At 47.8% G+C, this 18,417-nt stretch carries 18 protein-coding genes and 1 tRNA gene; 2 read left to right on the top strand and 17 right to left on the bottom strand.

Going from position 1 to position 18,417, the window contains the following annotated elements:
• Positions 1-10 precede the first annotated feature (10 nt).
• The 8 genes from ACX1DY_RS14695 to rpsF form a co-directional block, all read right to left on the bottom strand.
• On the bottom strand, positions 11-436 hold the full coding sequence (locus ACX1DY_RS14695; protein ID WP_019914561.1) for a CBS domain-containing protein: 426 nt from the start codon (positions 434-436) through the stop codon (positions 11-13).
• A 183-nt stretch (positions 437-619) separates the two neighbouring features.
• A complete protein-coding gene (locus ACX1DY_RS14690; protein ID WP_458964936.1) occupies positions 620-1,663 on the bottom strand; it encodes an LCP family protein in 1,044 nt (347 codons plus the stop codon).
• 393 nt (positions 1,664-2,056) lie between these two features.
• Positions 2,057-3,769 (bottom strand): oligopeptide ABC transporter substrate-binding protein, encoded by a 1,713-nt coding sequence (gene opp4A, locus ACX1DY_RS14685; RefSeq protein WP_458964935.1) that lies wholly within the window; start codon positions 3,767-3,769, stop codon positions 2,057-2,059.
• 267 nt (positions 3,770-4,036) lie between these two features.
• The gene (locus ACX1DY_RS14680) at positions 4,037-6,796 is read right to left on the bottom strand and encodes an endo-beta-N-acetylglucosaminidase (RefSeq protein ID WP_458964934.1); all 2,760 of its coding nucleotides are present in this window, start codon (positions 6,794-6,796) and stop codon (positions 4,037-4,039) included.
• 246 nt (positions 6,797-7,042) lie between these two features.
• Positions 7,043-9,049 (bottom strand): endonuclease MutS2, encoded by a 2,007-nt coding sequence (locus ACX1DY_RS14675; protein ID WP_458964933.1) that lies wholly within the window; start codon positions 9,047-9,049, stop codon positions 7,043-7,045.
• 572 nt (positions 9,050-9,621) lie between these two features.
• On the bottom strand, positions 9,622-9,894 hold the full coding sequence (gene rpsR, locus ACX1DY_RS14670; RefSeq protein WP_019914552.1) for a 30S ribosomal protein S18: 273 nt from the start codon (positions 9,892-9,894) through the stop codon (positions 9,622-9,624).
• 20 nt (positions 9,895-9,914) lie between these two features.
• Complete coding sequence (gene ssb, locus ACX1DY_RS14665; RefSeq protein ID WP_458964932.1) at positions 9,915-10,421, bottom strand: single-stranded DNA-binding protein; 507 nt, start codon at positions 10,419-10,421, stop codon at positions 9,915-9,917.
• 49 nt (positions 10,422-10,470) lie between these two features.
• Complete coding sequence (gene rpsF, locus ACX1DY_RS14660; protein WP_458964931.1) at positions 10,471-10,758, bottom strand: 30S ribosomal protein S6; 288 nt, start codon at positions 10,756-10,758, stop codon at positions 10,471-10,473.
• Between the two features lie 218 nt (positions 10,759-10,976).
• On the opposite strand from rpsF, the gene ACX1DY_RS14655 reads away from it, so the two are divergent.
• The gene (locus ACX1DY_RS14655) at positions 10,977-11,174 is read left to right on the top strand and encodes a YjzC family protein (RefSeq protein WP_458964930.1); all 198 of its coding nucleotides are present in this window, start codon (positions 10,977-10,979) and stop codon (positions 11,172-11,174) included.
• A 360-nt stretch (positions 11,175-11,534) separates the two neighbouring features.
• Here ACX1DY_RS14655 and ACX1DY_RS14650 read toward each other — a convergent pair.
• From ACX1DY_RS14650 to ACX1DY_RS14635, 4 genes are all read right to left on the bottom strand, one after another.
• Positions 11,535-11,625, bottom strand: a tRNA-Ser gene (locus tag ACX1DY_RS14650).
• A gap of 47 nt (positions 11,626-11,672) precedes the next feature.
• A complete protein-coding gene (locus ACX1DY_RS14645; protein WP_458964929.1) occupies positions 11,673-11,882 on the bottom strand; it encodes a DUF951 domain-containing protein in 210 nt (69 codons plus the stop codon).
• Complete coding sequence (locus ACX1DY_RS14640; RefSeq protein WP_458964928.1) at positions 11,882-12,907, bottom strand: mechanosensitive ion channel family protein; 1,026 nt, start codon at positions 12,905-12,907, stop codon at positions 11,882-11,884. Before ACX1DY_RS14640 ends, ACX1DY_RS14645 begins: the two co-directional genes overlap by 1 nt.
• Positions 12,904-13,176: a DUF3343 domain-containing protein gene (locus ACX1DY_RS14635; RefSeq protein WP_458964927.1), complete on the bottom strand. Its 273-nt coding sequence runs from the start codon at positions 13,174-13,176 to the stop codon at positions 12,904-12,906. The genes ACX1DY_RS14640 and ACX1DY_RS14635 overlap by 4 nt, the downstream gene beginning before the upstream one ends.
• A 115-nt stretch (positions 13,177-13,291) precedes the next feature.
• Between ACX1DY_RS14635 and yyaC the strand changes: the two genes are divergently transcribed.
• Positions 13,292-13,900: a spore protease YyaC gene (yyaC, locus tag ACX1DY_RS14630; protein WP_458964926.1), complete on the top strand. Its 609-nt coding sequence runs from the start codon at positions 13,292-13,294 to the stop codon at positions 13,898-13,900.
• Here yyaC and ACX1DY_RS14625 read toward each other — a convergent pair.
• The 5 genes from ACX1DY_RS14625 to noc all read right to left on the bottom strand — a co-directional run bounded on the left by ACX1DY_RS14625 (position 13,872) and on the right by noc (position 18,271).
• The gene (locus tag ACX1DY_RS14625) at positions 13,872-14,372 is read right to left on the bottom strand and encodes a DUF4446 family protein (RefSeq protein ID WP_458964925.1); all 501 of its coding nucleotides are present in this window, start codon (positions 14,370-14,372) and stop codon (positions 13,872-13,874) included. The genes yyaC and ACX1DY_RS14625 overlap by 29 nt on opposite strands.
• Positions 14,373-14,392: 20 nt before the next feature.
• The gene (locus ACX1DY_RS14620) at positions 14,393-15,556 is read right to left on the bottom strand and encodes an aminotransferase class V-fold PLP-dependent enzyme (RefSeq protein WP_458964924.1); all 1,164 of its coding nucleotides are present in this window, start codon (positions 15,554-15,556) and stop codon (positions 14,393-14,395) included.
• Positions 15,557-15,650: 94 nt separating this feature from the next.
• Positions 15,651-16,493: a ParB/RepB/Spo0J family partition protein gene (locus tag ACX1DY_RS14615; RefSeq protein ID WP_458964923.1), complete on the bottom strand. Its 843-nt coding sequence runs from the start codon at positions 16,491-16,493 to the stop codon at positions 15,651-15,653.
• Positions 16,486-17,247 carry a ParA family protein gene (locus ACX1DY_RS14610; RefSeq protein WP_458964922.1) on the bottom strand — a complete coding sequence of 254 codons (762 nt, stop codon included), beginning with the start codon at positions 17,245-17,247 and terminating at the stop codon, positions 16,486-16,488. The genes ACX1DY_RS14615 and ACX1DY_RS14610 overlap by 8 nt, the downstream gene beginning before the upstream one ends.
• A 208-nt stretch (positions 17,248-17,455) precedes the next feature.
• The gene (gene noc, locus ACX1DY_RS14605; protein ID WP_458964921.1) at positions 17,456-18,271 is read right to left on the bottom strand and encodes a nucleoid occlusion protein; all 816 of its coding nucleotides are present in this window, start codon (positions 18,269-18,271) and stop codon (positions 17,456-17,458) included.
• Positions 18,272-18,417: the final 146 nt, after the last annotated feature.

Raw genomic sequence — 18,417 nt, 5'->3', positions numbered from 1 at the left:
AGTGGATGAATTATAATGATTCCTGCGACTGGCGTGCAACAACCTTCTCACAATACTCAATAATTTGACTGCGGCGGACAATGCCAATGAACCGGTTCATATCATCAACTACCGGCACAAAGTTCTGCACCTTGGCCAGATTGATCAAATCCTCCATGTCAGCATCTATGGAGACCGGAAGATTATTCATCCGCAGCGGCACATCCTTAAGCAAATACTTCGAAGCGTTTTCGAACGTAACCGCACCACCCGAATCCTTCATATACCAGAGCAGATCGCCTTCTGTTACAGTACCGGCGTATTCACCGTCACGGTTCAGAATCGGGACAGCAGTATAGCGGTGAAACTCCATCCGTTCCAGGGTCTGGCGCAGCGTTGAATCGAGTGTTACGCAGGCCACCTCCTGTTTCGGCAGTAAAAAAAACGCAATATTCATCTCTTGATCCTCCTCAAAGAGTTCCGAAGGAATTTTATCGCTGAAACGGATACCGTCTTATAAAGACGGCGAAGCCGTTTCCGCTTGGCTCCACACCATTATAACATGAGAACAGTAAGCAGCAGCCATCGACCCTGCACATGGCTGCTGCTTCTGTATCTTATGATGTTATAACCGGGGCGATTATTGAGCTGCCGCTGTAGCCGCAGGCTCCAGCGCATTTTGCGCCTTGCCCGGCTCGATCAATTGATCTACCGGTGTGCTGGCATTCATCCAGTTGTCGATCATAGCCTTCGCTTTGCTCAGATCCTCTTCATTAACGATGTCATAATATATCCCGCCGATGCGTTTACCTTCACCCATAACCGTGAAGCTGGATATATCCATATCCTTGCCGCCCATGAACTTTCTGGCGAGACTGATGATCATGGAAGGCTGAATGTCTGTCTTGAAGTTTTCGCCCATAATATCCAGCAGCTCGGGAATATTGCCGATTTGGCTGATGGATAACATTTTATTCGCCACTACATCAATAAAGACCTGCTGCCGTTTCGTGCGGTTGAAGTCACTGTCCTCACGGTAACGTGTATAATTGAGCGCTTCTTCACCGTCATAGTTCGATTTTCCGCCTTTGATGGTAAATTTCTCATGATCCTTGCCCTTATTCACAATATCTTTTTTGATGGGCAGCGGAACACCGCCAATGGCATCAACTGCATCCTTCAGACCCTGAAAATTAATTGTGGCATAATATTGAATTTCGTGGCCGAGCAGCGCTTCCAGCGTGTCTTTAGCCATTTTCTGACCGCCAAATGCGTAAGCATGTGTTATTTTATCTTTTTTATTATCGTCATGTCCAATGATTTCGGTATACGTATCACGCGGTATGGAGATCAGCAGGATCTTGTAATCCTCCGGACGAATAACCGCATAGATCATGGTATCCGAACGGGCAGTTTCATTCTTGCGCTGGTCTGTACCGAGCAGCATCAGCGAGAACGGATCACTTTTGTAAACAATGGGTTCCGGTTTGACCGTAGTGTTGCTGTCATTAACCAAAGGCTTATAAGATTCCTCCGCCAGCTTGTTCTCGACCCGATCCGACAGAAATAGATCAAACGCCAGTACAGCCAGCTGTTTTTGGAACAGAAATCCTCCGAGGAGAATCACCACCAGCGCAGAAATAATGACGATATATCGTTTCTTTATTTTTCTGAATTTGTTCATGATTTTTGATTCCTTCTTTATTGTGGAATGTATAAATAATTGCTTGCGATCTATTTACAATGCTTGCCTGTAACGTACCAAGCAGTCATAGTGGGCTTTTCTCGGCTGTTATGGGTTGGGCCCGATTCAGTATTAGGGTTCCCTCCTTTCCGGAATTCGGGTCATTCTAAAGGGTGGTATATACTTGGAAAACTACATTGGCACACAAACAATATTTCTATTGTAATCACTTGTCACCGAAAAAGAAACAACAAATAACGACAGTATTAGTGCTGAAGGTACTTGTATTCTGTAAAGTATATGACGAACTAAACTTCATTTTGATTCAGATTTCGCAAAAAAAAGCAAAGCCGGGGGGCACCGCCATCCGGCCGCGTCTCCCGAGCTTTGCTGCTATTCATTCTTTATCCACCATTTTTGCGGCTCAATAATGCTGCTCATGGAATTGACATGTACGTTCTGCAGACGTTTATTTACAGCAGTAATATTCGTCCGCTCGGCAAAAAAGATCATCGGCACTTCATCATTGATCAGTTTTTGCCATTCATAATAGACCTGTTTGCGGTACTCCTTATCGTATGATTTCACCCCAATGCCTTCATGAATCAGTTCTTCACTGCGCTTTGAACTCCACCGTGCATAATTCCACAGGTCATTTGCCCGCCATAGGCCTGAAGGATCGGGATCACTGGCCAGTCCCCATACCCCGTTGAACAGCTCGACTGACGGGTCGTCATTCTCCACCGCTTCATAGAAGGTGTTAAGCTCCTTCAATTGCCCGCCATTCAGCCGGACATCCAGCCCTACATCCCGCCAGTTCTGCAGGATAGCCTGGGTACGCGGCTCTGCCGTCGTACTGCCGGTCATGGCATCATAATGAATTACCAGTTTCTTGCCTTTGGGGTCCTCGCGGAAGCCATCGCCATCTGTGTCGACATATCCCGCCTCGTCCAGCAGCGCTTTTGCTTTCTCCGGGCTATAAGGATAAGTATTGATTTCTGAATCGGCGATTTTCGCCCAGCTTGAGCTGGGAACCGGTGTTTCAATCAGACTGCCTAGACCATAAGAATATTTATTGATAATGCCTTCGCGATCCAGTGCATAATACATGGCCTGGCGTAAACGTTTGTCCTTAAACTTAGGATTATTCATAACAATCTTCTGGGCTTCTTTATCCCAAGACCCAAATTTGAATCCTATGTACTCGTAAGACAGCTCTGGGGACTGCATGATTTCCACCTTGTCCAGCTTCGCCAGGGCTGCATACCCGTCACGTGGCGCCATAGCCATATCAAGCTTGTTTTCTTCAAAAAGGCTTGTGATCTCTTTGTCATCAAATACCTTATATTGCACACCGTCCAGCAGCGCCTTGCCCTGGTAATAATCGTCAAACCGCTTCATTTCCACGAGCTGCCCCGGGACAATATTGGTTACCTCAAACGGACCTATGCCGATGGGATGCTTTCGCACCTGATCACTGGCAGTCATATCCTTGACCGCTACTCCGCTGAAATACTTTTTGTTCATCGGGTATGGCCACAGATTGTCGATCGTATTCACACGGACGGCATTCATCGTAATTCTCAGCGTGTAGGGATCAATGACCTTAATGCCGGATATCTCCTTGGCTTCTCCCTTATGATAAGCTTCCACACCTTTAATCATTTCCACACTGTAGTAACGCGACCCCGTATAATCGGGACTGGCAATCGTTTCAAGCGCAAATTTCCAATCCTCCACCGTCAGCTCGTCGCCATTATGCCAGAGAACACCCGGTTTTATTTTAAAAGTAAAGACAGTGTGGTCCTCGGACTCCTGCCAAGTAGCAATATTGGGTACTGTAGACAAATCGTCATTTACCGTAAACATGGCCTCCGTAATGAACTCCAGAACCTGAGCATCGTCTTCACCTTCATAAAAGACAGGCTCAAACAAGCCCTGGAATGGAGAGGAGTAGCCGTATGTAACAATTCCCCCAGCCACAGGCTTTTCTGCCGTCTCATCAAATTGCACCGAATCGGAATGGTTGTCTGAGCCCGTTATACTGCACGCGGATAACAAGATTGCCATTGCAAGCAGCAGCCCGCTAAATTTGAGCCTACTCATATAGTCCTTCCCTTCCCAAATGTAAGCGCTCTCCGCAAGCACTTTTCTTAAAAACTTCTCTAGTTCTATATATATGCCATTATATTTCCACAGGTTAAAAAGAAAATGACAGATTCCGCTCAAGTATATCAACGAAATTCTTGGATTACCAGACTATAGCATTATAACATGCTCTCCAGCGATGCCAAATGAGGTCCAAATCGCCCATATAAACGCAAAAAGAGCGTTCCGCCCAAAAACTCTGAGCGGAACGCTCCTGCTACTCGATTATTTTCCAGAGCCCCGTACATATACAGGTGCTGATTTGTTGCCGGCGTAGTCCTCCATAACAAGTGTAATGTTGCTTGAAGTAGATGCAGGCGTTACAAATAAGGAGGCCTTTGTAGAACGTCCGCGAACGATATAAGGCTTCTTACCGGATGAGTAGGTGGTATCGAACTGCATGGCAACCCCATTCTCATAGACGTACAGATAGCGCCAGTCTCTTGTGTTCGGCATCGGCAGGCTCAGCGTATTTCCTTTCCAGGACCAAGCTTCCGCATAAGGCTCTATCGTTTTGTCAATAAAATTCCCGCTCTTCGCAACCGGGTGTTGATTGCCCACTGCTATGCTGACAACATAGTCATCCCCATTGATAGGCATGCCCGTAAATAGTGCGGAAGTCGATCCTGCCGGGACCGTCTTAGTCGTGGATATTGGCGCTGCCGTTGTCGTCCAGTTCAGCGATTTCACGCTTACTGTAATTGCGCCGGATGCTGCTGCAGGATTCGTCCAGGATACCGCAAGCTCTCCATTCTCCCCGGAAACGGCTCCGATGCCGGAAACGGCGGCGTTCAGATCGAACGGCAGCGCTGCTGCTGCACCTTCGCGGCCATCCGCTCCCACCGGAATTACTTTTACAACCCCCGAACGGGCCGGCAGTTTTTTGATGTAGAAGGTTTTGTCGTATTTGCCGCCAACGAATACATCATTGACGTAGACATTATAATTTTTGACCTGGGAATAATTCGTATTGATGTCCCAATGGATAACCATTTCGTTCGTATCGGTGAACACATTGGTCAAGGCAAGACCTGTCGGAGCCGCCGGAAGAGCGGCTGTGCCATCATAAATCCGGATTTGCCCGACATTCATCTGATAGCCCGCAATCGCGCTGCCGTTCGGAGCAGCAACGAGACCGAATGCGGCGATAGTCTTACCGGCATACATGCTGAGGTCCAGCTCCTTCGTCGTCCAGCTGGTTGTTTTGCTGCCGTCAGCTGCAGGCACTTTGACAACCGTGTTCGGCTGGTCTTTAAAGATCAGGCCAATGGACATCGAAGAAGCATCATTGGCCGAGGGTTTGTTGTACGTAAGCGACAGCTTAGAGGTGGCTTTGACGTCCAGCTCGGTTTTATACAAACGCAGGAAGTTCTCGGCATTAAGATTGCCGCTTATAGCAAGCGAGTTCCCTCCGTCATAGCCTCCGATTTGTGTATAGCTGAAAGCCGGGTCCTTCTTATATTTGGAGCCGTAGTCATAATCAACCGTCAGCCTGCTGCCGGTGGTATCCTGCCACCATTGCCAGGTTACCGGCACATCCTGCAAGCTCATGTTGGACCATTCATTATTGCTCGAAACCGCGCCAGCTTTATAGTAGGACAAACCGTGCCCGGTGTTGAAGTTCGTATAGAAGTTGGCGCTGCCAATGACGGAACGCTCCGCAATGACTGATGAAATTCCCGGCCAAGCCGTGGAAGCAGCCGTTTCCCGGGGGTTCGCGTTCGGGCTTGACCACCATTGCTGCTCTCTTTTCTTCGTTTCCCACTGATAGTCATTATTCGCCCGGTCATTCGACGGCCAAGGCAGATTATCATTATAGCCGGCATGTACAAAATCGGCTCCAAGCGTCGCTATACTGACAAGCGGCACACCGCTTCCGTCCAGCTTACTCTTGAGGGCATTAACGTTAGTCGAGGTGAACCTGTCGCGTCCCGCCTCCAGACCGGCAAAGCCGACATCATAAATGGAATAGCTGGTTCCGGAACTGGCATTCAACTGGTTCAAATAGCTCTTGGCACTATTAATTTGGGTTTGACCCACGCCGTAATCAAAGAAATAGGAGTCAGAGACCGCCTCCTTCTTACTCTTGTCATACAGCAGCGAAATATTGCTATCATTGAAGGTTCTTGCAAAAGTATTTTGCCCGCTGGACGTATTTAGGGAGTCATACCATTGAACGTATAATCCGCCCTTTTTCAGTGTCTTAATAAATTCAATATAGTCTGGTATGTCGCTCGTTTGAACGTTGGGGCTTAGTTCCTCCTGATTGATGAAATATCCGTCATAGCCGAAGTATTTGGCCATCTGGGCCAGCTTCTTGGCTACAGGGAACCCGCCGCTCGCATCCTTGACAAGCATCTGTTTATACGTCTGCTGTCCACGGTCATTGTTGGAGAAAAAGATGCCGGCCAGGGACAATACGCCATTCTTGTGAGCGGCATCCGTATAGGTCGGGTTCGGAATGTTCAGGATCCCAAATTCGAACCATTTCTGCTTCCAGTCAGCTTGCGCAACATCATCATAATATGCAGATGGCGTATAAGCCGTGGCCGTTCCATGCCAAGGCGACCAATAGTCCACATACTGCCAAAAGCCGAAGTGGTATTGGGCAAACTTGTTCGTATAGGCCGCATTTTCGATGAACGCGTTGCCGTAATCGCCGCTTACGTTGGTCATCTTTACATTTGGATTCAGGTTGGGTTTAGCCTGTGTAGCAGCAAATGGAGCGATTCTGTGCTGTAAAGGAACGAAGGATCGCAGCATCTCCGCATCGCGGTCCGTTTCCGGACTCCAATCCAGAATGTGGCCGCTTGTGTAACCGTGTACGCTTGGCTGATTCACACCATGCGCTGCTTCTCCTTTGAACGGCCACGTATCTCCAGCTTGTACTTGCAATGGCATGCCTGTCGCAACCAGCGCAGCAATCAACAGTACTGCAGAAATTCTGGAAACAGCTTTCTTTTTAATTTGCAAATGCATGTTCATTAGTCAACTCCTTTATTGAGAAGATGAGAATGCTTGCAGTCATGCCTGTGATACGATAAATCTCCCGTTCAAGTCCCTACCCTCCTCTCTCGGGCAAGATATTTGCTTTTCAATATAGCTCATGAAAACCCTTACATATAGTGGAAAAATAAAAGATACAACTGACAAATTAAAGAAATTTCCCAGTAATACCTGGCAGAAAAAGGCCCGCCCATACGGGCAGACCTCGGGGGTGTACTACACCTCTTACCTTTCTTCCTCCTTATGGATGATTGTCAGGCCTTCCACATGCTTTCTACGCATCAGCTTGCGCTTTTTCCGCGTATCCTTGCTCTCGAAAATAATATCAAAATCATAGTCCTCCGGGTACAGTTCCTCTTTGGAAAGGTACGGCTTTAGCCGTTTGTGATTGAACCTCATTTTTTGCTTCTGAATCATCACACCGACCATTCCCAGTGCGTCCCTCTTCTCATAGACAATTCCCGTCCGCCCCATCGAGCTGACATACACCGCATCTCCGACTTCAAAATCCTTTCTCTGCTCTTTACCGTCGGTGTCCTGTTGTGCCTGCTCCTCATCAATTAGGCGTGTTGAAGTATCCTCTGCTCCGTTAATAGCTGATTTTGAGCCTGCAGGCCCTTCTCTGCCGGTATCCTTGCCAACCTCAGGCATTTTATGGCCTCCTTGCACATTGAAACTGTTCCTGGACCTTCTGTTCCCGTCTAATTCGCGCTGCTGCACGACCAGCTCCTGCGAGCGCCGGATGACCGCTTCCGGTATCCCCAGCTTCTCGGCAATCTGCAGGGCGTAGCTCTCGCCCGCCTCGCCAATCGTCAGCCGGTAGAGCGGCTGCAGCGTATCCTTATCAAACTCCATCCGCGCATTTTGAAACCCGCTGGTGGAGGCGGCGAAGACTTTTAGCTCATTAAAATGCGTAGTAACCATAATATTGGCGCCTTTGCGGTTCAGCTCTTCGAGAATAGCGATAGACAACGCAAACCCCTCTTCCGGGTCCGTACCGGCTGCCAGCTCGTCAATCAGCAGCAGCACGCCCTTGCCCGCATCCCTCAGCATCCCCTCAATGCTCTTCATCTGCGCCGAGAAGGTGCTTAGCGACTGCGTGAGGCTCTGTCCGTCCCCGATCACACTGATCACATCCGTAAATACTGTAAAATCGCTCCCTTCCTCTGCAGGAATCAGCAGCCCGGATTGCGCCATTAACGTTAGCAGCCCCAATGTTTTCAGCACGACCGTTTTGCCGCCTGTATTTGGCCCCGTGACGATCAGAGATTTATATCCTTTGCCGAATTCCAGGCTGACCGGCACCATATCCTTCAGCTTCGGATGTCTGCCGCCGTTCATTCGCAGGAAGCCCTTGTCATTCAAGGCCACTGCCCTTGCGCCCAGCGTCCGTCCATATTTGGCTTTAGCAAAAATAAAATCGTAATTCCCGGTGATTTCAACATTGAGACGCAGCGCTGTCTGCTCCTGCTCAAGAAGGCCGGTCAGCATGCTTAGAATCAGCGTTTCCTCCCGTGCCTCATCCGCTGACAGCAGCTCAAGCTCTCCCTGCAAAGCAGCGATCTCGTCAGGCTCTACAAATACCGTCTGCCCGCTGGTCGACTGATCCAGCACCGCACCCTTCACCTGCTTGTGATATTCCCTTTTTACAGGGATGACATACCGTCCACCGCGCATGCTGACCAGATTCTCCTGCAGAATTGCCTGATGCCTGGACATCACACCTTCTATTTTTCTTTGCAGCCGGTCTTTAGCCACGTTCAGCCGTTTACGGACCCGTTCCAGTCCCTTGCTGGCCTGATCGTCAATAGCTCCAAAACGGATACAGCGTTCAATCTCCTCCTGTACAGGCTTAAGCTCCATCAATGAAGCCGCATATGAAGCAATCCGTGGAGCACTCTGCTCCTTGGAGGCCATATATTTGCGCAGCTGGCCGCAGCTATTCAGAAACAGGGAGACCGCTGTAAAATCCTGCACACTGTACAGGTAGCCCGTGCCGAGCAGCGAGATGATCCACTCCATTCCCTCCAATGAAGGAATAGGGACACTCGCGCCTCTCTCCAGCAGTTCCTTGGCCTCAGCCGCTTCATCCATCGCCCTATGAATCGCCGGCAGATAAGTCATGGGGTTAAGCTCGTTCACATGTCTTTTCCCCTCATAAGAAACCGCATGCCGCCCCAGCTCCTGCTTGATTTCCTCGTATTCCAGTGTGTTCAGGCTTTGTAAATTCATCTTTGTAATCCTCCTTCATTCCTCACCTGAGTTCTCAGGCTGGCAGAGCTATTTCCTAACGCTAACGCAAAAAAGGGCAAAGACTGCACTACGGCGGTCTTTGCCCTCAATTGGCAGGCTATTGCCCTCTTTGCATTCTGTCAGCTCCGCACCTTGCGTGAAGCGGATCTGACAACAGAAAAAACCGTGCTGCAAGAGCACGGTTTACTAACAAAGAGATCATTAGCCGTAAAGAGGCTTCATGACGCTTCGAGTGTGTTCTTAACTAAATCATTCATCCCTCAACAAGCTTTGATTAGATCCTCGGCGGACATAATCAAATAGAGCACATGTATCGCGATAAGCGAGACCTGCGCAGCCTGTTAATCAGATGATATGAAATTGCTTAGTTAAGAACGCTCACCGACATCAATATTTCCCCTTCAGTTATAGGATATCTGTAATTTACTACATTCTGTATTCTACGTCAATTAACAGCCAGGGTACAGGGGTCTATTTTCATTAAAATTCCGCATCCAGGCTGCAATTGGCACAAAAAAGCAGCCGGTTTCCCGACTGCTTCGTATAACGTCTTATTCCGTTGTGTAAGGCAGCAGCGCGATTTGACGCGAGCGTTTTACAGCAATGGTCAGAGCGCGTTGGTATTTTGCACTTGTACCAGTTACACGACGCGGCAAAATCTTTCCGCGTTCGCTGATGAACTTCTTAAGAAGCTCAGTGTCTTTATAATCAATGTGAGTAATCTTGTTCACAGTGAAGTAGCACACTTTCTTACGCTTGTTGCGTCCACCACGACGTGCTGGTCTTTTGTCGTTGTCTCCGCCTTCTCTTTGTTTGAAAGCCATGTCAGTTCAGTCCTTCCTTATTAAAATGGCAAATCATCGTCCGATATATCGATCGGTTTTCCATCGCCCGAAAAAGGATCTTGATTATTGTTGCTACGCGAGAAATTATTGCTGTTTCCGCGTCCACTGTTACCACCGTTACCCCCGCCATAGGCTGGTTCTTCGGGCATACTTCCACCACCTGATGCATTTCCACCTTCACGATTCTGCGAAGATTCCAGGAAACGGACGTTATCGGCAATAACTTCAGTAACGTATACACGTTTACCTTCATTATTCTCGTAATTCCGTACTTGGATGCGGCCTTCCACGGCTGTCAGACGTCCTTTGCGCAAATAATTGGCGCAGGTTTCAGCCAGCTGTCTCCAGGTTACTACCGGGATAAAGTCCGCCTCGCGTTCACCGTTCTGGCCCGTAAAGTTACGGTCTACGGCAAGCGTAAACTGTGTTACGGCAACACCAGCAGGAGTATAGCGAAGTTCCGGGTCACGGGTCAACCGACCGATCAGAATGATACGGTTCAACAATTATGGTCCCCTCCTTGTAAAGCGATTCATTACAAAGCTTGTCAACAACTTAGGCAACGTCGTTCGTAATGAGATAACGAATGACTTCGTCAGAAATCTTCATGATACGTTCCAATTCAGTAACTACTGCAGGTTCTGCAGTGAAGTTTACCAGAACATAAACGCCATCACGGAATTTCTTGATCTCATACGCAAGACGGCGCTTACCCTGCACATCGTGCTTTGTAATTTCTCCTCCGCCGTTGGAGATGATGCCTTGGAATTTTTCGACTGCTGCTTGAACGGCTTCTTGTTCAATGTCAGGACGAATAATGTACATGACTTCATATTTGCGCATAATTTTCACCTCCTTATGGTCTGCGGCCCCTGATCATGTCAGGAGCAAGGAACGAGCACAAACATAGACTCGCACCAAATGAATATACCAAATTGTTCTGATGATTGCAAGCATTATTCATTCACGCCAGATCATGGGTCTTAATAATTTACATGAAGACAATCCTCTGTGCGCACAATATACAATGCATTTACTACGCTTACAGAAGGAGAGATATCATGGGCGAAAAAACAGAATATGAAAAAGGCGATAGGGCCCCAAATCCAGGCTTGTACACCGAGGTTGGCGAGGCGCGGAGCTTCCACACGGAAATTCAGAACCCGAAGCGGATCAAGATGGAGAAAGGCGAACCCTTCCCTGAAACCACAAATAAAAACCGCAAGTGGAAAAAGGTTGAAAAGGCGCGCGTCCACTAATTTATTTTTAAAGCCGTGTATAAAAAAACTGTACATGCACATAATACAATTAGGCAGTACAAAAGAGAGGTGTGGTTCCGTTGGACGTCGTAGACGAACACAATCACAGGATTTCTGAATCAGCAACTATTGTAAGACAGGGAGAGTAAAGGCTGAGTCCCTTAAATAAGGATTCAGCCCAGCAATACCTTTTTCACTTTAGCGGCTATAGACAGAAAAAATCCGAACATCATTGATGTACTGCCTCTGGAGAGGGACCTGAAAAGGTTCCTCTTTTTGCATGCTCTAAAATATGTAAAGAAACAAAAAACCTTCGTTCTGATAACGAAGGATTCATAAACAAATGATATTATGCTGAAGTGGCGGAGAGGGTGGGATTCGAACCCACGCACGCTTTGACACGCCTAACTGATTTCGAGTCAGCCCCCTTGGGCCTCTTGGGTACCTCTCCGCAGCAAGAATTATTGTATCATGGCACCGTTGCTTTTGCAAGTCCGATTATTCAGCATCTGGCGCTTCTGCCGCACGCAGCACTTTTTTCATGTTCTTCTCGAACTTGGCGCGGGGAATCAGGACACTATGCTGACAGCCGGTACACTTAATCCGGATGTCCATCCCCATACGGATAATCTCCATTTCATTAGTACCGCAAGGATGCTGCTTCTTCATTTGCACGATATCGCCCAGTCCAAAAACCTTCCGTTCCATTAGTCTCCCTCCTCTTCTCCCTCTTGTGCTGCCGCCACTTGCCTATTCGGACTCCGACTGGACGATTCATGTCCCCGCTGTGCGTCCGCCAGAGCCCTTGCTTCCATTGCCGCCCTTGCCTCCCGCTCCGCCTGCTCGCGTGCTTCCTGTTCGGCCCTAGCCGCCTCGAGTGCGCTCTGTTTCTCCAGCGCCTGTTTAATATCACTTTGAATTTGCCGTTCCGCAGCATCCCTCGCATTGGGAAGGCAATTTGCCGCTACCCGGATCACATACTCTGAGGTGCTCATCGACTGGATGCCAAGAATATTGGGATAAGCGATAACGTTTGGATTCCGGTCCTCGATCCCTACAAGTGCTTCCCCGATTAATGACAATGTAGTCTCCAGGCCCCGTTCGATCTTGACCGGAACATCCACTACCGCGAGTGCGTTCGCCAGCGAATAGTTCGTAACATTGATGATTGTACCATTAGGGATGATATGCACCTCTCCGGTGCTGCTAAGCAGTCTGGTCGTTCTGAGACCAATCATCTCAACCGTCCCTTTGTAGGTTCCCGTCTGAATCACATCGCCAACCGCGAACTGATCCTCAAAAATAATAAAAAACCCTGTGATTACATCCTTGACCAAACTTTGTGCGCCAAACCCGATAGCAAGTCCAACCACACCGGCACCTGCGAGCAGTGGTCCAAGGTTGACATTGAACTCGGAAAGAACAAGTAAAATCATGACAAAATTGCAGATGAACGTAACTACATTTTTCAGCAGCCCGCCTACGGTTGAGAACCGGCGATTATTCGAGAGCAATCTGCCACGGGTTTCTCTCTCCATTGAACGGTCGATCACCTTCGATACAACTTTAATAATGACCCGGGTTACAATAAAGATGATCAGAATTCTCAGGCCTGCTAAAAGCACATTTACCCACATGTCTACATCTGACAGCAGATTCCATACTTTATCTCTGAATTGGACGATCCCTTTTACAGCTTCTTCAGTTGTTGTTTCCAGTGTCCACTTATTCATTGGGTTCCTCCCTCTCTTTCCCCGACTAATAAGTAGCCGCCGTCTGCGGATTTGCCATAAATCCCGCGTATTTCAACATTCTGTTCCTCAATAATCTTCTGAACCTCTTCCAGCGCCTCACTTGGAAATTGAATCGACATCGCGCATCCTGCTGTAATCTCCTTGGGAGTCGGGAATATATCAATCTCAATTTCTGCATATTCGAGCAGCATTTCGGCACGCAGCGCCTGCTGGGTGGAGTCAAAGGCAATCAGTAGTTCTTCATCCATTCACACGCGCGCCTCCTTAGGCTAATCGTCCTATCTCTTCCCACTCAAGTATAAAAAGCTTCTTGCATCCATATACTAGGATCATAATAACTCCCGGCTCAGAAAGGAAGATCCTATGAATTTTTCTTCTAAAGCTGCACCATTGCCAGAACCGTCTTGTTTAAAAATATCACATGCCGATCCCAATATCTATTCTGCCATTACCCATCGGCTGCTTTTCCACTTTTCACGCACCCGCTCTGATACACCGATCATAATTGTATGTGTGGGTACAGACCGTTCGACCGGGGACGCACTCGGCCCGCTTGTCGGCACAGCGTTAGCCCGTTTTCATAGTCCCCTGTTTCATCTGTATGGCACACTAGACGAGCCTGTGCATGCTGTGAATCTGGAAGAAACCCTTACCCTTATTCATGAAAAGCATAATAATCCTTTTATCATCGGTATTGATGCCTGCCTGGGTCATTCCGCAAGTGTCGGCTGCATTCAGGTCGTTGACGGCCCGCTGCGTCCCGGAGCCGGGGTGAACAAGCAGCTTCCCCCTGTCGGGGATATCCATCTGACCGGGATTGTAAATGTCGGCGGATTCATGGAGTACTTTGTCCTGCAGAATACAAGATTGAGTCTTGTAATGCGGCTATCAGACATCATTGCCTCCAGTCTCTATTCGGCCTTGAAGCAGTGGAATACCCACGCTAGCTCTGCTGCAACGCGAGAGCAATAACCTCTTTTTCTTCAGGAGACAATGGATATTGTGATTCCCCGTTCTCCAGGGGTTTGGAGTAAATATAAGAATTTTCCCGGTTATGAAGGCTGGTCAGAACAATTCCGTTGCGATTATCATCCAGTATAGCAAGCGAGAAACTCAGGTCATTTCCCCGCTCCCCAAAGGCATTGTACCGCTTCAACGCAACCTTTGATTTCATACCGCGGATTTTGGCCTGCGCTGCTTCAATCATTGCTTTATGCTCGCGTTGGCCTTCTTCCAGCATGTCTCCTTGGTTTTTCAGATCAATCAGCAGGGTTTCGAGGTCCTCTACACCATTACCGGTCATCATGGCTTCATATCTGCGCCGCATTTTCCGGATTTTCGCCCCCTGAACGATTAGAACTATTGCCAGCAGTATGATTACAAATGCAAATCCCATGATAAATAGCGATAGCTGCTCTGTAATTATTTGATTTAATTCCGACATGTATGGACCATCCTTTATTTTTATCTTATGCGAGCGCGGCCATACATCTCCACCATGGCGGCCAGCATTCTGTCAATATCCTGCTTCGTTGAGCTAACGCCAACACTTGCTCTCACAGCTCCGCTCTCCAATGTGTCTACAGCCATATGAGCCAAGGGAGTGCAGTGCATCCCTGCACGCACGGCGATATTATATTCACGATCCAGACGGTGAGCGATATGTGCTGACTCCTCCCCCTCAATGACGAAGGCTACAATCCCGCTGCGCTGTGATCCCAGACCCGGCCCAAGCAATCTGATACCAGGAATGCCGGACAAGCCTTCCATAAGCTTTTGAGTCAACAGCCACTCCTGCTGGTGAATATTCCGTGTCCCAATAGACATTACTTTTTTCACACCTGCGAGTAGCCCCGCTATGCCTACAGCATTTTGCGTACCTGCCTCATAACGATCGGGCCTCACACTCGGCTGGGCGCTATTTTCCGACTGACTGCCTGTCCCTCCGTGCAGCAGCGGCTCCAAATCCAGTGACGGCGATATATACAATCCCCCTGTCCCTTGTGGACCGAGCAGCCCTTTATGCCCCGGAAAAGCAAGCAGATCTATATTCATCTCCCCCACATCAATAGTCAGAGAGCCGGCACTTTGAGCAGCATCAACCAAAAAGACCGCACCATGTGACTTCGCCATATCCCCAATTTCGCCAATGGGCAGAATACTCCCCAGTAAATTCGAGCTATGATTGCAAATCACCATTTTCGTGTTTGGTTTAAAGCTACTTTGCAGCTCAAGCAAATCCACTTGTCCCTTCTGATCAACCTTCACATAATCAACGGAAATCCCTTTTGTCGCGCGCAAGTATTCCAGCGGCCGGCGGACAGAGTTGTGTTCCGTCATTGTCGATATTACATGATCCCCTGGTTGAAGTGTACCCTTAATAGCCATATTTAGTCCCATTGTGGTGTTGTTTGTGAATGCAATGTCTTGAGCGTTGGAGATAGAAAAAAGTCCAGCGAGCTGGTTCCGCGCTTTCACCAGCACCCGCCCCGCACCTATCGCCAGTGAATGATTTCCTCGTCCGGCATTTGCTCCGGAATGCTCAAGCACCTCCATCATTGCCGCACCGACTTCAGGCGGTTTTGGCCATGATGTTGCTGCATGATCCAAATAAACCAGCTTTTCCATCTTTCTACCCCCACCTTCTCATTATAAAAACATACCCCTCCATATCCGTTTTAAGGGATATCTCAGGATATGTTTTCGGGCACAGATATCCATCTCAGTTTCCCAACAGTTCCAATAATCTTTCCAGGTCTTGGGCACTGTAATAGTTCAATTCGATTTTCCCTTTTTCTTTTCCTTGCTTAATTTTCACCGTCGTTTTGAATCTTTCACGCAGCATTTCCTCTACATTATCAATATATGGATCCCGCTTGACCACCTTCGTTTTAACTGCTCCCGTAGGTTTACGGTCGAGGTTTTTCACAACCTCCTCCAGTTCTCTGACACTCCATTGCTGTTCCACGCATTGATCCGCGAGCTGCTTCACAGCTTCGGAATCCTTCAGCCCCACGATAGCCCTGGCATGTCCCATAGAAATTGTTCCACGTGAAACATATTCCTTAACCTCTTCCGGCAATGACAGCAGACGCAGAAAGTTGGCAATATGGGATCTTGATTTTCCTACCTTCAGTGAAAGCTCTTCCTGGGTGAGCTCAAATTGATCCATCAGCCCTTGATAAGCTACAGCAATTTCCATCGCATTAAGATTTTCCCGCTGCAGGTTTTCGATCAGCGCTATTTCCATGACCTGCTGATCACTCAGGCTCCGAACAACCGCTGGGATCGTTGCTTTGCCACAATACTGCGAGGCCCGGAATCGGCGTTCACCGGCAATGATTTCATAACCTTTGAGTACGCTGCGAACAATAATAGGTTGAATCACACCATGCTGTCTGATTGATTCTGCCAATTCTTGAATAGCTTCGTCATTGAAATCTTTACGCGGCTGATAAGGATTAGCCCGCAACTGCCCCAGTGGTATCTCTACAACCTTATCATCTTCATTGATGGATAAGGATGGGATTAATGCATCTAGTCCTTTCCCTAAGCGCTTACTCATATGAGATCACTTCCTTTGCCAACTCTAGGTACACTTCCGCTCCCTTGGAACGGTTATCGTAAGTAATAATAGATTGTCCATGAGAAGGTGCTTCGCTTAACCGGACATTGCGAGGGATAATTGTTCTATAGACCTTCTCCTGGAAATACTTTTTCACTTCTTCAATAACCTGAATCCCCAGATTGGTCCGGGCATCCAGCATCGTCAACAATACACCTTCAATTTTCAAATGTGGGTTGAGATTCTTCTGGACAAGTCGAACAGTATTGAGCAGTTGACTCAGCCCCTCCAGCGCATAATATTCGCATTGGATCGGAATGATCACAGAATCAGCCGCTGTCAGTGAATTAATGGTAAGAATACCCAACGATGGCGGGCAGTCAATAATAATATAATCATAATTGCCCTTAACCGCATTGAGTGCTTTCTTCAGCTTCAGCTCTCTGGATATAGTGGATACCAATTCAATCTCAGCACCGGCTAATTGAATCGTCGCCGGAATAATGTGAAGCCCTTCAATCTGTGTCTCTAATATGGTTTCTCCTGGATCGGCTTCGTTAATTAGAATATCATAGATGCAATTTGCTACATCCGCTTTGTTGATGCCAACACCGCTAGTAGTGTTGCCTTGTGGGTCGATATCAACAAGAAGCACTCTTTTCCCTAGAGTCGCCATTCCGGCTCCCAGGTTAACAGAGGTTGTTGTTTTGCCGACACCACCCTTTTGATTTGCTATGGCAATAATCTTGGACACTAATTTCACCTCGAATTGTTAGAAAAATCATCTTGTAGGTCGTAAGTTGTAACGGCGTAAGCGCCATTGAAATTCGGCATCAATTTCTGCGAGAAATATAGACAAATATACAGGTAATTTCAATATTTAGCCCATATGATACACTTCAGTTCAAGTCACAGAAAAGGCGGCCAATCACCTCAGGGCCGCCTTCAGCTATTGAAACCATTTATCTTTTTGGGATCTGAATTACAATCTCATAATGGTCCCCGCGATCATTTTCGGAGGTCTTAATCTCCATCCCAGAACCGGACACCATGTCGATGGATTGGCGAATTGTATTGAGTGCAAGACGAACATCCTTGGTGTAGGAAACCCGTTTTGATTTCTTTGTCTGTGTTACTGTTTTATAGAAAGCAATGCGCGCTTCCGTCTGCTTGACGTTTAATCCCTTGGCAATAATCTCATCCAGAACTTTTAGCTGCATTTCCACAGTGTCCAGTGACAACAGTGACCGTGCATGACGCTCTGTAATTTTTCTTTCCATTAATGCTGTTTTGACTTCTTCCGGCAACTGCAGCAAGCGGATCTTGTTAGCAATGGTCGATTGGCTTTTGCCAAGCCGCTGTGCCAAGCTTTCTTGAGTTAATTGGTGAAGATCAATCAGCTTCTGATAGGCAATAGCTTCTTCAATTGAAGTCAAGCCTTCGCGCTGCAGATTTTCTATCAAGGCGATAGATGCAGCCTGAGAATCATTGAACTCACGGACAATGGCCGGGATCGTTTCTAGTCCCAACTTCTTAACTGCCCGCCAGCGCCGCTCACCTGCAATAATCTCATACTGGGAGTCACGCACACGCACAACAATCGGCTGGATAACCCCATGAGTCTTGATAGTCTGGCATAGCTCGTCTATCTTTTCGTCATCAAAAATCGTCCGTGGCTGATAAGGACTGCTGACGACCTCATGAACTGGGATTTGTTTGATCTCTTCTCCGCTGCTCCGCTCAGTAAATCCAAAAAGCTTGGTGAATTGTTCTTTCATTCCGTTCATAACCACCTAATTTCGTTATAGTACGATCCTCTTGACCATGCCTAGCGAAAAGCTTATCGTACAGCAAGTAGAAGCAGTTGAGCCGCCCTCAAAAGGAGCATAGGCTTCCGACCGAAAAAGCAGCGATAGTCCGTATC

Source organism: Paenibacillus sp. BAC0078 (genome assembly GCF_054483875.1).
The sequence above is the reverse complement of the archived record's forward strand: the minus strand, read 5'-3'. Positions and strand labels throughout refer to the sequence as shown.